The following is a 14787-nucleotide window of genomic DNA, read 5'->3' as shown; positions in this document are numbered from 1 at the left end:
GCGCGGGCACAATTTCGGCCCTGTTGCCGCCCACCAAATCACCAAAGGCCCGCCGCTAGAGCTCAGCGTTTGAAAGCGGTTGCGAGAGCATGCCTGTGCCTTTGCCGGACAACCGCCGATCATGGAAGGTCCAAGACCGGACAACCTCCCGTGTCTCAGAAGCAGGAACGGCAGCAACCGGCTTACTTGTAGGTACGGGCGCTGAGCGGCTTGGCGTCGATTGCCGCGCGCAGGGCGGCCAGAAGGCCCTCCTCGGCGCGGTTTAGATGGGTGTGCGGGTTCCACACCACATAAATATCGATGGCCGGCGGCGCCTTGTAGGGCGGCAGCCGCCACAACAGACCATCGCGCAGATCGCGCGCCACCACGTGAATTGGCAGCGGGCCGATGCCGAGGCCGGCGACGATCATGCGCCGCACCTCCTCCAGGTGCGAGGAGTGGCCGACCACGATGTCGTCGATGTCGTGCTGCGCACGCAGCAGGGCGACGGGGCGCAGCGCATCGGCCAGCTGGTCGGTCTTGAAGGAGACCGCGGCGTGTCCCTTCAGGTCCTCCAGCTTCAGGCCGCTCTGCCCGAACAGCGGATGCGAGGGGCCGCAGAAGAACCCGAAATACTCGCGGTAGATCATCTCGTATTCCAACCGCGGTGAGCGCCTGTGCACCAGGCAGACGCCGAAGCTGACCGATTTCTCCAGCACCGCGCGGGTCACCTCGGCCGAGGTGTCGACCTCGATCTCGTAGGTCGCTTTGGGGTTGGCGACGTGGAAAGCGGCCAGAACCTCGTCGAAGATCGGCGAGATCACGTGGCTGGCCATGGCGATGCGCACATGGCCAGCGATCTCGTCCTTGATATCGCGGGTCAGCACCGCCACCCGGACGACGTTGCCGTAGATCTCCACGCATTCGCGGTAGAGCACCTCGCCGGCCGGCGTCACCCGGAAGGTCGCCGGGCCACGCTCGATCAATCGTTTGCCGAGCCGGGTTTCCAGGCGCTTCAGCGCGTGGCTGATCGTCGGCTGGCGCAGGTAGAGCCGCTTCGCCGCCCCGGTGACGCTGCCCTCCTGCACCACCACCATGAAGGTGCGCAGCAGGTTCCAATCCAGTTCGCGTGCCAAGCGCTCGCCGCTGTCCTTCAGCAGGGAAGACTCCATCATCGGCCTTTATAGATGATATCTATAACCATTATAGCACTTATCTATTTGCACAATAAAGGGCGAAGGAGAACACTGCCCCGACACGACCCCGGGCAACCCCGCAGCGCACAATGCCGGGTGTCAGAGAGGCTTTAAGGGACCAATGTCAGCAAGCGACGTCGACGCGCCGGGCGCGCGTCCGTGGATTCTTATGTCGCCGGCCCTGGCCGCGGTGGCCATGCTGTTGGTCATCCCGGTCTGCTTTATTGCGGTCTATTCCTTCTGGCTGCGCACCGCGGTCGGCTCCGAACAGGTCGGCTTCTACCTCGACAACTGGATCGAGGTGCTGACCGACCCCTTCTACCGCGACATCCTGTTCCAGACCCTGCGCATCGCCGCCGCCTCGACCCTGCTCTGCATCACGCTCGGCTACGTGCCGGCCTATTTCATCGCCCGCTCGACCACCCGCCACAAGGCCGTGCTGATCCTGCTGCTGATGCTGCCGTTCTGGATCAGCTACATCATCCGCACCATGTCCTGGATCAACATCCTGGGGGTCAGCGGGGCGCTCAACGTCTTCCTGCTGTGGCTCGGCGTAATCTCGGAGCCGATGCAGATCCTCTACAACGAGGGCACGGTGATACTCGGGCTGGTCCACTTCCTGCTGCCCTTCATGATCCTCAACATCTATGTCAGCCTGGACGGCATCGACGGTAACCTGGTCGACGCCGCGCGCTCGCTCGGCTGCACCGGCTGGCAGGCCTTCCGGGAAGTGACCCTGCCGCTGTCGCTGCCCGGGCTGGCGGCCGGCAGCCTGCTCTGCTTCGTGCTCGGCGCCGGCACCTACATCACGCCGATGATCCTCGGCGGACCGCGCGACGCGATGTTCGCCAACCTCGTCTTCGAGACCATCATCACACAGCTCGACTGGCCGCTCGGCTCGGCGCTCTCCCTTGTCCTGCTGGTCGTCCTCGGATCGGTTGTCATGCTCTACAGCCGCTTTGCCGGCATCGGCCAGCTGGCCAAGAGCTTCCGATGAGCGGCGGCCAAAACATCGTGACCAGCTGGAGCCTGATCCGGGCCTTCACCATCCTGATCTACCTCTTCATGTTCCTGCCGGTGGCGGTGGTGGTGCTGCTCGCCTTCAACGCCAACCAGTTCGGCAGCTTTCCCATGGAGGGGCTCAGCCTGCGCTGGTTCGTCGAGCTGTGGAACAACGACGCCATCGTGCGCGCCTTCAAGACCTCCGTGCTGCTGGGGTCGTTGACCGCCGCCGTCTCAACGACCCTGGGGGTGCTGACCAGCCTGGCACTGGTGCGCTACGATTTCCGCGGCAAGGGTTTGATCACCACCCTGATGATCGCGCCGATCCTGGTGCCGGAGGTGGTGCTGGCCGTCGCGCTGCTGCTCTTCCTGCGTTGGCTGGAGATGCCCAAGAGCTTTCCCCTGCTGCTGCTCGGCCACGTCATCTTCACGCTGCCTTTCGTGGTGCTGATCGTGCAGGCTCGCCTTGTCGCCGTCCGCCGCGACTATGAAGAGGCGGCGCTGAGCCTGGGCGCCAATGCCTTTCACACGTTCCGCGAAGTGACCCTGCCGCTGATCATGCCGGCGGTCTTCGCCGGCGTCATCTTCGCCTTCACGATTTCCTTCGACGACGTCACCGGTACCCTGTTCTGGAAGCCGGGCGGCGTCGAAACGGTCCCCACCCAGATCTTCGCCATGCTCCGCAATTCGATCAGTCCAGAAATCAACGCCCTGGGCGCGGTCATGGTGGTCGTGACCGTCGCCGTCCCGTTGCTGGGCGTCTCCATCGCCCGGCGCATGGCGGCCGCGTTGCGGTGACGAAAAGAGAGAAGCCTCGAACAATGCCAACAAACATCAAACCAGGGAAAGGTATGGGAGATGGATAACACCACCCGCTATCAAAAACTGCTGGAACGCTTTCGCAACGGCGATATCGACCGGCGCTCGTTTCTGACACTGCTGGGCGCGGCGAGCCTCACCGCCGGCCTGACCGGTGCGCCGCTGAAAGGCCTGCAGCGCCAGGCCTTCGCGGCCACCCCCGAAAGCGTGCGCTTCGACGGCTGGGGCGGCGTGGTCTCGGAGGCCTTCCGCAAACATGCCTTCGACCCCTACTCCGCGAAGACCGGCATCAAGGTCATCGACGGCACCTTCGCCAGCGGCGACGAATACCTCAACCGGGTGAAGGCCGGACAGCCGGGCGAATACAACATCTTCCACGCCAGCGGCGTCTTCGACTACGCCCGCTACGTAAACCTGGGCTACGACGTGGTCCTGAACGAGGACAACATCCCAAACCTGAAGTACGTCATCTCGGCCCTGATGGAGCCCTTCCGCGGCGTGACCAACGGCAAGCTGTCGGCGGCGCCCTACGACTACGGCACCACCGGACTGGCCTACAACACCGCGAAGATCAGCCGCGAGGAGATGGAGGAAAAGGGCGCCAGGATCCTCATCGACCCCAAGTACAAAGGCAAGATCGGTGGCTGGGGTGACTGGCGCACCCGGATCTGGTACGGCGCCCTGGCGACCGGCCAGAAACCCAACGACATCCAGGATATGGAAGCCGTCTGGGACGCCATCCGCGCGCATCGCGACCTCGCCCTGAAGTACTGGGGCTCCGGCGCCGAGTTGATGAGCCTGCTGGCCGAGGGGGAGATCTACGTCACCGAGGGCTGGTCCGGACGCATCGCGGCGCTGCAGCAGCAGGGCCACCCGATCGGCTACTACGACGCGCCGAACGGCTATGCCTGGCAGGAGTGCCTGATGGTCCTCAAGGGCAGCCCGCTGGAAGCCTGCGAAGAACTGCTGAACTTCATGCTCGAGCCCGCGGTGGCCATCGCCGTGGCCGAGGGGCAGAACTACCCGCCGGCGCTCGACCCGACCAAGGTCGATCTCGGCAAGAAGATCCCGACCCTGCCCGCTTTCGATGCGACCGGCAAACTCGCGCAGCTGACCTTCGCGGACCCGGCCTACTGGAACGGCAACGAAGCCGAGTGGTCGAAGAAGTTCGGCCGCGTTCAGAAGGGCTACTGAACGAGCCTGGCGGGCCGGAAAGATCCCCGGCCCGCCGCGCCTTCCTGACGGAGAACTGGAGTAACCCTTGATGAGCGATCGGGAACAGGTCGTCGAGCTGAGCGGCGTGGTCAAGCGCTATGGCAACTTCACGGCGGTCGAGCCGATGAACCTGGCGGTCGAGGCTGGCGCCTTCGTGACCCTGCTCGGCCCCAGCGGCTGTGGCAAGACCACCACCCTGCGCATGGTCGCGGGTCTGGCGGCGCCGAGCGCGGGAGACATCCTCATCAAGGGCGCGCGCGTGAACGACGTGCCCATCCACAAGCGCAACCTGGGCATCGTGTTCCAGAACTACGCCCTCTTTCCCCATAAGACCGTGTTCGATAACGTCGCCTTCGGCCTCAAGTACCGTAAGGCCGCGAAGGCGCAGATCGCCGAACGTGTCAGCCGCGCGCTGGACCTCGTGCAGCTGCCGCAGATGGCCGACCGCTTCCCCAACCAGCTTTCCGGCGGCCAGCAGCAACGCATCGCGCTGGCGCGCGCCATTGTGGTCGAGCCGGATGTCCTGCTGCTCGACGAGCCGCTCTCAGCGCTCGACGCCAACCTGCGCGAGGGCATGCGCGTCGAGCTGAAGAAGATCCAGCATCAGCTCGGGATCACCACCATCTTCGTGACCCACGACCAGTCGGAAGCCCTGGCGATGTCGGACAAGATCATCGTGATGAACCAGGGGCGGATCGAACAGGAAGGCTCCCCCGAGGACGTCTATACCCGGCCGCGCTCCGAGTTCGTCGCCCGCTTCCTGGGCAACTCGAACCTTCTCGACGGCCAGGTAACCGCCCGCGACGGCAACGCCCTGCGCATCGCGGTCGAGGGCCTCGGCGAAATCCAAGCCGACAGCGAAGGGACCGAGGCGCCGCAAAACGGCGCGCGCCTGCGGCTCGTCGTGCGGGCGGAAAAAATCCGCCTGTCCAGCACGCCGCAAGACAAAACCGATGCAACCCGCCTCACCGGCCGGATCGAGACGGTCGATTATCAGGGACAATCGGCCCGCTACTTCGTTACGGTCGGGACCCACAGCCTTCAGGTGATCAACCCGATCGACCGCCGTCCTTTCGGCCAAGGCGCGGAGGTCTCGGTAGAGATCCGGCCGCGCGATGTCGTTCTCCTGAAGCCGGAATAGAACCACCAAGAGACCCCAAGGAAAGACCGCCTTCATGACTGCCACCACCGCGATCGCCGCCGAGACGCGCGATCCTTCCAACCTCTTCTACCAGTCTCGTACGCGGCGCCCCATCGTGGCGCGCGCCGAGGGTATCTATTTCTGGGACCGCGACGGCCGCCGCTACATCGACGGATCGAGCGGCGCTATGGTCGCCAACATCGGCCACGGCAACCCGCGCGTCCTCGCGGCCATGCGCCAGCAGATGGAGGAGACCACCTTCGCCTATCGCCTGCACTTCGAGAACGAGGCCGCGGAGACCCTGGCAAGACGCATCGCCCAACGCCTGCCCGAAGGCCTCGACCGCGTGTTCTTCGTGTCCGGTGGATCGGAAGCCGTCGAATCCTGCCTGAAGCTCGCCCGCCAGCACGCGCTCGCCACCGGACAGGCCGGCCGCTACAAAGTGATCTCGCGCTATCCCTCCTATCACGGCGCAACGCTCGGCGCGCTCGCCGTTACCGGCTACACGCCGATGACCGCGCCCTTCGCGCCGATGATGCAGGAGATGCCGAAGATCCCGGCACCGACCTGCTACCTCGATAGCGACAGCCTGGACTGGAAGGCGCGCGGCCTGCGCTACGCCGAGATGCTGCGCGCGGAAATCCGCCGGCAGGGTCCCGAGACCGTTCTCGCCTTCATCATGGAACCGGTCGGCGGCGCCTCGACCGGCGCGCTGGTCGCCCCGGACAGCTACTATGCCCGCATCCGCGAGATCTGCGACGAATACGGCATTTTGCTGATCCTCGACGAAGTGATGAGCGGCGTCGGCCGCACCGGGCGCTTTCTGGCCGCCGAGCACTGGAACCTGCGGCCCGATATCGTCGCGCTGTCCAAGGGATTCGCCGCCGGCTACGCCCCCCTCGGCGCCATGGTCGCCGACCGCCGCCTGGTCGAGCCGGTGCTCGACGCGGGCGGGTTCATCCACGGTCACACCTACGCCGGCAACCCCCTGGCCTGCGCCGCGGGCCTGGCGGTTCTCGAGGAGATCGAAAGCCGCGACCTGATGGGCAATGCCACCCGTATGGGTGGGCTGTTGAAGTCCGGGCTCGCCGGGTTGATGGCGCGCTGTCCCTTCATCGGCGACGTGCGTGGCCTTGGTTTGCTGCTCGCCTTCGAGACGGTCACCGACCGCCAGACGATGCAACCGCTGCCGCCGGCCCTGAACGCCCACAGCCGCCTGGTCGAGATCGCTTACGAGAAGGGCCTGATCATCTACTCGCGGCGCACCCGCGGCGGTCTGGAGGGCGACCACTTCATGGTCTGCCCGCCAATGATCGTCGATGAGGCCGAGATCGCCGAGATCCTCCGACTGCTCGAGGAAAGCCTCGTCATCTTTGCCGCCGAAGCCGGCCTGTCGACCCTTCCGGCGGAGGCATAGCGCGGCCATGCCCTCCAGGAAGATCATCATCACCTGCGCGGTCACCGGCTCGATCCACACGCCGACCATGAGCCCGCACCTGCCGGTCACCCCGGACGAGATCGCCGAGCAGGCCGTCGCCGCCGCCGAGGCCGGCGCCGCGATCCTTCACCTGCACGCGCGCGATCCCAAGGACGGGCGCCCCTCGGCCGATCCCGCCGACTTCATGGCCTTCCTGCCGCGCATCAAGCAGGCCTGCGACGCCGTGGTGAACATCACCACCGGCGGCAGCGCGCAGATGACGCTCGACGAGCGTCTCGCCGCGCCGCTGAAGGCCGCTCCGGAGATGTGCTCGCTGAACATGGGCTCCATGAACTTCGGCACCTTCCCCCTGCAACGCCGCTACAGCGAGTGGAAGCACGGCTGGGAGCCCGGCTTTCTGGAGGCCTCGAAGAACGCCGTCTTCAAGAACACCTTCCGCGACATCGAAAGCGTCCTCGATCGGCTCGGCGACGGCTGCGGCACCCGCTTCGAGTTCGAGTGCTACGACATCGGCCATATCCAGACCGTCGCCTTCTATCTGGCGGAAGGCCTGATCAAGCCGCCGATATTCCTGCAGTTCGTGCTCGGCGTCCTCGGCGGCATCGACGCCGCCCCGGAACAGCTTCTGCACATGAAGGCCACGGCGGACCGCTTGCTGGGCGACGCCTATCAGTTCTCCGTACTGGCCGCCGGACGGCACCAGATGCCGCTGGGCACCATGAGCGTCATCCTCGGCGGCAACGTGCGTGTCGGCCTGGAAGACAGCCTGACCATCGGCCAGGGCGAACTCGCCACCAGCAATGCCCAGCAGGTCGGGAAAATCCGCCGGATCATCGAGGAACTGGGCTACGAAGCTGCCAAACCGGGCGAAGTGCGCGAGAGCCTGGCCCTCAAGGGCGGCGACCGGGTCGCCTTCTGATGACCGGCGACCAAGCACAAAGCCCGAAGGACGTGACGGTCCGTCTGGCCGGCAAGGCCGATGCGCAGGCCGTCTACAGCCTGATCGTGGAACTGGCCAGAAGCCGCGACGCGATGGACAAGGTGATCTCCAGCGTGGCGGACATCGCCCGCGACGGTTTCGGCGCCGACCCGGCCTTCGAGGCACTGATCGCCGAAGTCGGCGGCGAGGCCGTTGGCCTCTGCCTGTTCTTCGGCAGCTATTCCACCTGGCGCGGCCGGCGCGGCCTCTATGTGCAGGACCTTATCGTCGCCGATAGCGCCCGCGGCCTCGGCGTCGGCCGCCGGCTGCTGGCCGAGACCGCCGCCATCGCCCGGGCGCGCGGCGGCAGCTACCTGCGCCTCTCCGTTGACGACGACAACACCCGGGCGCAGGCCTTCTACCAGCGCACGGGGCTCAGCCATTCGCAGCCGGAGCAGATTTACGTGCTGAATGAAAGCGCCTTCGCCGAGCTGGCAGCCAGCGCGAAGGGAACCGACGCATGAAGGTGTTTTGCGCCGCCGAGCGGCAGAAGATTCACTACCCGCGCAGCTTCCTGGTCAACGGCGCCCCGCAACCCAATCCTGAGGTGCCGGAGCGCCTGGACCGCCTGCTGCAGACCGCCGCGCCCGCCGGGCATGACATTGCGGAGCCCTCGGACCATGGCCTCGGCCCCATCGCCGCCGTGCACACGCCGGACTACGTCCGCTTCCTCGCCAACATCTACGAGCGCTGGGCCCGCATCCCCGATGCCTCCGCCGAGGTAATCCCCAACATCCACCCTGACCGGCGCGACGCGAGCTATCCGCTCTCCGCCGTCGGCCAGGCGGGCTATCACATGGCAGACACCGCCTGCCCCATCGGCCCGGGCAGCTGGGAGTCGATCCGCTGGAGCGCCAACACGGCGGCCGCCGGCGCCCACCACGTCCTCGACGGCGCGCCGGTGGCCTACGCGCTCTGCCGCCCACCGGGGCATCACGCTTTCACCGACCTGGCAGGCGGCTTCTGCTTCGTGAACAACGCCGCCGTCGCCGCGATGGTACTGCGCGGCGACCACGAGAGGGTGGCCATCGTCGACGTCGACCTGCACCACGGCAACGGTACCCAGGGCATCTTTTACCGGCGCGCCGATGTGCTGACCATTTCAGTCCATGCCGACCCGGTCCGCTTCTACCCCTTCTTCTGGGGCCACGCCCACGAGCGCGGCGAGGGTCCGGGCCTCGGCTACAATCTCAATCTGCCGCTGCCGCGCGGAGCCCAGGACGACGCCTTCCTCGGCGCTCTTGACTGCGGCCTGGAGTCCGTTGAGGCCTTCGCTCCGGGGGCGCTCGTCGTCGCCCTCGGGCTCGACGCCTTCGAAGGCGACCCCTTCGGCGGGCTGTCCGTCACCACCGGGGGCTTCGGCCAGATCGGCCAGAGGCTGGCGGACCTCGGGCTGCCGACGGTGATCGTTCAGGAGGGAGGCTATCTCTGCGACGCCTTCGGCGACAATCTCACCGCCTTTCTCGCCAGCTCCGATGCCGCCCGCGACGCTTTCCGATAGGGGAAGTGGGAAAATCCCACGGCCCAGGCCGTTTACGGACTATGTCTAGAGCAGATTCACCGGGTTGGATGGACTCGCTGAAAGCGATCCATCAACCCGGTGAATCTGCTCTAACTGTTTGATGTCGATCGGATTCACATGTTTTGTCGAAACCACGAAGTGGTTCCGTCAAAACATGATCCGATCTAGGAAACCAAAAAAAACCGCTCACTGTCACGACAGGCTTGAAGTCAGCAAGTGCTTCGGGTTGCGAATGCGCCTCTCCGCCTGTTTGTTCCTTTGCATTTGCGCAAAGAAAAGCGCCGCTAAGCTTTTGACTTAGCGGCGCTTTTTGCTGGTTGCGGGGGCCTGCAACCACCGAAACCGACATTCGCTTACTGTCTCAGTATGATGGCAGCTGGGGGGCTATCCCCACGCGGTTGGGGGAACCCTTCCTGAAGCTCGCCCCGCTTCGTCAGTTTGGGGCCTGTCCCCGCGCGTGCGGGGGGACCTTGCCGTGGCGCATGAATTTGTGACGGCGGTAGGGCCTACGCCCGCTCCAGATCGAAGCGGTCGGCCGTCATCACCTTGATCCATGCAGCGACGAAGTCGCGGAGGAATTTCTCGTCACCATCCTCGGACGCATAGACCTCGGCGACGGCACGCAGCTCAGAGTTCGATCCGAAGATCAGGTCCACCGGCGTAGCCGTCCACTTCAGTTCACCCGTGGCGCGGTCGCGTCCCTCGTAGATGCCGTCGGCGTCCTTCGCCTTTGACCAATTCGTTGCCATGTCGAGCAGGTTGACGAAGAAGTCGTTGTTCAGCGTCCCGGGACGGTCCGTGAACACGCCGTGTTCGACGCCGCCGGCGTTGGTACCCAAGGTCCGCATGCCGCCAACCAGTGCGGTCATTTCCGGTACGGTCAGTCCAAGCAGGTCGGCGCGGTCTACCAACATCTCTGCCGGTGACAGGTGGTTACCGCCGCCGAAGTAGTTGCGGAAGCCATCGGCCGTGGGCTCGAGGACGGCAAAGGACTCGACGTCGGTCTGTTCCTGGATAGCATCCGCGCGCCCGGGCATGAAGGGTACCTCCACCTCGTAGCCGGCTTCTTTCGCCGCCTGTTTGATGGCCGCCGCGCCGCCGAGGACGATCAGGTCGGCGAGAGAGACCTTCTTGCCGCCGGACATCGAGTCGTTGAAGTCCTTTTGAATGCCTTCCATGGTCTGCAGCACCTTCGCCAGCTCTGCCGGGTCATTGACCGGCCAGTCCTTCTGCGGCGCGAGGCGAATGCGCGCACCGTTGGCGCCACCGCGCATGTCTGAGTCGCGATAAGTAGCGGCCGACGCCCAAGCGGTCCGCACCAGCTCGGAGGTGGAGAGGCCGGAGTCGAGGATCTTCTTCTTGAGCTCGGCGATATCCTTCGCGTCGACCAGTTCGTGCTCGACCGCCGGTACAGGGTCCTGCCAGATCAGTACTTCCTCGGGCACGTCAGCGCCCAAGTAGCGGGCGCGCGGACCCAAGTCACGGTGGGTCAGCTTGAACCAGGCCTTGGCAAAAGCCAGCTCGAACTCCTGCGGGTTGTCAAGGAAGCGCTTGGAGATCTCGCGGTAGGCCGGATCGAACTTCAGCGACAGGTCTGTCGTCAGCATGATGGGCGCATGCCGCTTGCCCTCGACGTGGGCGTCGGGGACGGTGTCGGCGGCTGCCCCGCCCTTGGGCACCCACTGAATGGCGCCGGCGGGGCTACGGGTCTGCTCCCATTCGAAGCTGAACAGGTTCTCCAGGTACATCATCGTCCACGACGTCGGCGCCGCGGTCCAGGCGCCTTCCAGCCCGCTGGTGATGGTGTCCTCGGCGTTGCCCTTGCCGCACTTGTTGGCCCAGCCCAGGCCCTGTTCCTCGATGTCAGCGGCTGCCGGCTCGGGACCCACGCACTCGGATGGCTCGGCCGCACCGTGGACCTTGCCGAAGGTGTGGCCGCCGGCGATCAGGGCGACGGTCTCTTCATCGTTCATGGCCATGCGGCCGAAGGACTCGCGGATCTGCTCGGCGGCCGCGAGCGGGTCCGGATTGCCGCCGGGCCCTTCCGGGTTCACGTAGATGAGGCCCATCTGCGTGGCGGCGAGGGGGTTTTCCAATTTCCCTTCCTCGTCATAGCGCTCCCGGCCCAGCATCTCGGCTTCCGGGCCCCAGTAGACGAGATCCGGCTCCCAGTCGTCCGCCCGGCCGCCGGCGAAGCCGAAGGTCCTGAAGCCCATGTCCTCCATGGCAACGGTGCCGGCTAGGACCATCAGATCGGCCCAGGAAAGTTTGCGGCCGTACTTCTGCTTGATCGGCCAGAGCAGGCGCCGCGCCTTGTCGAGGCTGGCGTTGTCTGGCCAGCTGTTGAGCGGATCGAAACGCTGCTGGCCGCCACCGGCGCCGCCGCGCCCGTCAGCGACGCGGTAGGTGCCGGCGCTGTGCCACGCCATGCGGATGAACAAGGGGCCGTAGTGGCCCCAGTCGGCCGGCCACCAGTCCTGGGACGAGGTCATCAGTTGCTCGAGGTCCTTCTTGACGGCCCCGAGGTCCAGGCTGGCGAAGGCCTCGGCGTAATCAAAGTCCTCGCCGTAAGGATTGGACGTCGGGTCGTGGTCGCGCAGGGGCTGTAGGTTGAGCTGCTCAGGCCACCAGAACTGGTTAGGCTTCGGCTTGCCGGACACCATGGCTGGGTCTGCGGCTGCCGGTGCGACGATCAGGGCAGCTAGGATGACTGCGGGAATTGCTTTCATGAGCATGGGGATAATCTCCTCATTTTTGGTCAGTTCCACTTTCGGGCGCAAAGAAACGCCTGGGCTTGTCGTCATCTGTTTCGCGTTCCAGTTTCACCTTTAGAACCCGGCCTCCGACGTCCTGGCGAACGCGGACAAGAAGACGGTCCAGTGGCATGACCTCACCGGCCTCGAGCGCTGCTCCGAAATCGTGCTCATGGTCGTCAGCCCAGAGTGGCGAAGCGCCGAAGCAGAGCTCAACAACAAGGGCCATCAGAAAGGCCGGAACGACCCTCTTCCAGGGGAGAATGAAACTGGAAAACCTCACGTTCGTGATCCTACAAAGCGCCGCCTCACCGGATGGAAAGCATTGTTCGTGCTGTGCTCTGAGCGCTGCTTCCCGCTGAGCCAGCGCTGTTTCGCCTTGTAGACCCTTTCTCCATAGAACGATTGCGCGGCCCCGGAGCCTTCGGGGTCAGCACAGCACAATCATAGATTACAATTTGACTCGACTCTATCGGGAACCTCTTGATCTGGCTCAATGGATACGTCTTGACCAAGAAGTGTCACAGGACAGTTGGCTGCCGGTCCGGCGCTGCCGTGACTTTGCGGGATGTATCAGTTGCCGCCCTGGCCCAGGCCCCGTCCTTGAGCAGGGTCAGAGCAAATGAGTTGAGCCAGGTAGGAGAGTTCCATAGTCTCCAGTGATGCGCAGCCCCTTGCGCTATTTCAACAGTTCGCCGGAGGTGATCCGCCTCACGGTGATGTTTTATGTCCGCTATCCCTTGTCGCTCAGGCGGGACGAAGACCTGCCGCAGCGATAGCGGATAACGGACATACATCATCATCACTGCCAGGCGGATGACCTCGGGCGATGTCTTGGAGTATCGGAACGGATTCCTCATCCGAGGACGCTACGAGACGCGCTTTCGACGCTCAAGCAATTTGCTCTGACACTGCCGCAACCCGCCCTCGATGCAACACAGGTTTCGAGCCGGACACTGGCTTAGATCACCTACCACCCACTTAACGTGTCAATTCCGCTCGCGGTCCATCTGGTGGAGCTTCTCGACGCGCCGCCGGAAGTCTTCATCGGCCGAAAACTCGGCCCGGAGGTAGGCGCTGATCAGGTCTTTCGCGAGCCAGGCACCGACGATCTGGGCGCCGATGCACATGACATTCACATCATCATGCTCGACCGCCTGATGGGCGGAGTGGACATCATGGCAAACGGCGGCGCGGATACCCCTCACCTTGTTGGCGGCAATCGATGCGCCGACGCCCGTACCGCACACCATCAGACCACGGTCGGCCTCTTTATTGGCGATTGCATCCGTCACCTGCCGGGCTATATCGGGAAAGTCCACCGGCTGCTCGTCATACGATCCGACATCCGTCACCTCGTGACCGAGAGCGCGAACATGTTCCATGACCAGCGCTTTGAGCGGGAAGCCTGCATGATCGGAACCGATGACGAGACGCATGAGATGATCCTTTTGATGGGAAGCGGCTAGCGCAGAAAGCTTGGAAGCCAGAGAACCAGATCCGGCGCGAAGGTGATGATTGCCAAGGTCAGGAGAAGCGGGACATAGAACGGAACAAGCGCTTTGAGCAACTGGCGCAGCGAGATGTCCGCGATCGATGAAATAAGGAACAGCGACAGGCCCATCGGCGGCGTCAGCAAACCCAGCATCAGGTTGAAGATAACGACAATACCGAAGTGTACGGGATCGACGCCGGCCATCACCATCGGCGGCGCAATGACCGGTACCACCAGCAACGTGGCCGTGGTCGAATCCAGAAACATGCCGGCGATGAAGAAAATCAGGTTTGCGATCACAAGCAGCACAAGAGGGTCTTGCGAGAGCGACAGGATCATCCGCGAGAAATCCTGCGGGATCTGCTCGACCGCGAGGATCCAGCCGAACAGCGATGCAACGGCAACGATGATGAGGATGGCACTGGTGCTGCGAACCGTCAGCAGCATGGCGCCCAAAAGGTGGGACAGCGTCAGCTCGCGATAGATCACCCCGCTGATGAAGAGAACATAGACAGCGGTGACCGCGGCGGCCTCGGTCGGGGTGAAGATTCCCAGCATCATGCCGGCGATCATCAGGACGGGCGCCAGAAGCGCCGGAAGGGCCGGAACCAGGGCGCTGACCAGTTCCCCGCCCGTCGGCCAGCGCCGGGCCCGGGGCATGTCGTTTCGCAACGCGATGACCGCCGCCGTGATCATCAGCAAGACGATGCAGATCAGCGCCGGGACGATGCCCGCGATCAGAAGCTGGATGATCGATACGCTGGTGACCGAGCCATAGACGATCAGAGGAATGCTGGGTGGGAAGATCGGTCCGACAACGGCCGAGGCTGCCGTGACCGCCGCGGAAAAAGGGGCAGAGAAACCTCTTTCGCGCATGGCCTTGATCTCGATCCGGCCCAGGCCGCCGACATCGGCGAGGGCGGCGCCCGACATGCCCGAGAATATCAGGCTCGAGAAGATGTTGACCTGGGCAAGGCCGCCAGGCGCGCGCCCGACCAGCGTATCGGCGAAATGAAAGATCCGGCTCGTAACGCCGGCGGCATTCATCAGATTGCCGACGAAAATGAAGATCGGTACGGCGACAAGGGGAAAACTGTCGAGGGCATAGGTAATCCGTTGAGCCAGAAGACCCAGCGGCAGCCCTTCAATGAGGATATATCCGATAGCCGGTAGAAGGATCGCATAGACGACCGGAAAACCAGCTATGAAGAATACCAGAAAGGCAACGACAACGAGGATACCCATGAC

At 64.4% G+C, this 14787-nt stretch carries 12 protein-coding genes; 8 read left to right on the top strand and 4 right to left on the bottom strand.

Going from position 1 to position 14787, the window contains the following annotated elements:
• Nucleotides 1-182 precede the first annotated feature (182 nt).
• Nucleotides 183-1154: a LysR family transcriptional regulator gene (locus tag HBA54_RS15030; RefSeq protein ID WP_240932705.1), complete on the bottom strand. Its 972-nt coding sequence runs from the start codon at nt 1152-1154 to the stop codon at nt 183-185.
• A gap of 142 nt (nt 1155-1296) precedes the next feature.
• Here HBA54_RS15030 and HBA54_RS15025 point away from each other — a divergent pair, with 142 nt between their 5' ends.
• The 8 genes from HBA54_RS15025 (at nt 1297) to HBA54_RS14990 (ending at nt 9270) form a co-directional block, all read left to right on the top strand.
• Nucleotides 1297-2172 carry an ABC transporter permease gene (locus HBA54_RS15025; RefSeq protein WP_167226006.1) on the top strand — a complete coding sequence of 292 codons (876 nt, stop codon included), beginning with the start codon at nt 1297-1299 and terminating at the stop codon, nt 2170-2172.
• Nucleotides 2169-2975 (top strand): ABC transporter permease, encoded by an 807-nt coding sequence (locus tag HBA54_RS15020; protein ID WP_167226004.1) that lies wholly within the window; start codon nt 2169-2171, stop codon nt 2973-2975. The genes HBA54_RS15025 and HBA54_RS15020 overlap by 4 nt, the downstream gene beginning before the upstream one ends.
• 60 nt (nt 2976-3035) lie before the next feature.
• The gene (locus HBA54_RS15015) at nt 3036-4190 is read left to right on the top strand and encodes an extracellular solute-binding protein (protein ID WP_167226002.1); all 1155 of its coding nucleotides are present in this window, start codon (nt 3036-3038) and stop codon (nt 4188-4190) included.
• 70 nt (nt 4191-4260) lie between these two features.
• Nucleotides 4261-5352, top strand: a complete 1092-nt coding sequence (locus HBA54_RS15010) for an ABC transporter ATP-binding protein (RefSeq protein ID WP_167226000.1) — start codon at nt 4261-4263, stop codon at nt 5350-5352.
• A gap of 34 nt (nt 5353-5386) precedes the next feature.
• Nucleotides 5387-6769, top strand: coding sequence for an aminotransferase family protein (locus tag HBA54_RS15005; protein ID WP_167225998.1), 1383 nt, complete (start codon nt 5387-5389; stop codon nt 6767-6769).
• Nucleotides 6770-6776: 7 nt separating this feature from the next.
• Nucleotides 6777-7709, top strand: coding sequence for a 3,5-dioxohexanoate:acetyl-CoA acetone transferase (gene kce, locus HBA54_RS15000; protein WP_167225996.1), 933 nt, complete (start codon nt 6777-6779; stop codon nt 7707-7709).
• The gene (locus HBA54_RS14995; RefSeq protein WP_167225994.1) at nt 7709-8233 is read left to right on the top strand and encodes a GNAT family N-acetyltransferase; all 525 of its coding nucleotides are present in this window, start codon (nt 7709-7711) and stop codon (nt 8231-8233) included. Before kce ends, HBA54_RS14995 begins: the two co-directional genes overlap by 1 nt.
• Nucleotides 8230-9270, top strand: coding sequence for a histone deacetylase family protein (locus tag HBA54_RS14990; RefSeq protein ID WP_167225992.1), 1041 nt, complete (start codon nt 8230-8232; stop codon nt 9268-9270). The genes HBA54_RS14995 and HBA54_RS14990 overlap by 4 nt, the downstream gene beginning before the upstream one ends.
• Before the next feature lie 527 nt (nt 9271-9797).
• On the opposite strand, the gene katG is transcribed toward HBA54_RS14990, so the two are convergent.
• From katG to HBA54_RS14970, 3 genes are all read right to left on the bottom strand, one after another.
• Nucleotides 9798-12095 carry a catalase/peroxidase HPI gene (gene katG, locus HBA54_RS14985; RefSeq protein ID WP_437126197.1) on the bottom strand — a complete coding sequence of 766 codons (2298 nt, stop codon included), beginning with the start codon at nt 12093-12095 and terminating at the stop codon, nt 9798-9800.
• A 938-nt stretch (nt 12096-13033) separates the two neighbouring features.
• On the bottom strand, nt 13034-13483 hold the full coding sequence (gene rpiB / locus HBA54_RS14975) for a ribose 5-phosphate isomerase B (RefSeq protein WP_167225990.1): 450 nt from the start codon (nt 13481-13483) through the stop codon (nt 13034-13036).
• Between the two features lie 26 nt (nt 13484-13509).
• On the bottom strand, nt 13510-14784 hold the full coding sequence (locus HBA54_RS14970) for a TRAP transporter large permease (RefSeq protein ID WP_167225988.1): 1275 nt from the start codon (nt 14782-14784) through the stop codon (nt 13510-13512).
• Between the last annotated feature and the right edge of the window lie 3 nt (nt 14785-14787).

The sequence above is a fragment of the Pelagibius litoralis genome (assembly GCF_011683915.1).
In the GTDB taxonomy this organism is placed as follows: Bacteria; Pseudomonadota; Alphaproteobacteria; order Kiloniellales; family Kiloniellaceae; genus Pelagibius; species Pelagibius litoralis.
Note: the sequence above shows the minus strand (reverse complement) of the source record. Positions and strands in the feature narration are given on the sequence as shown.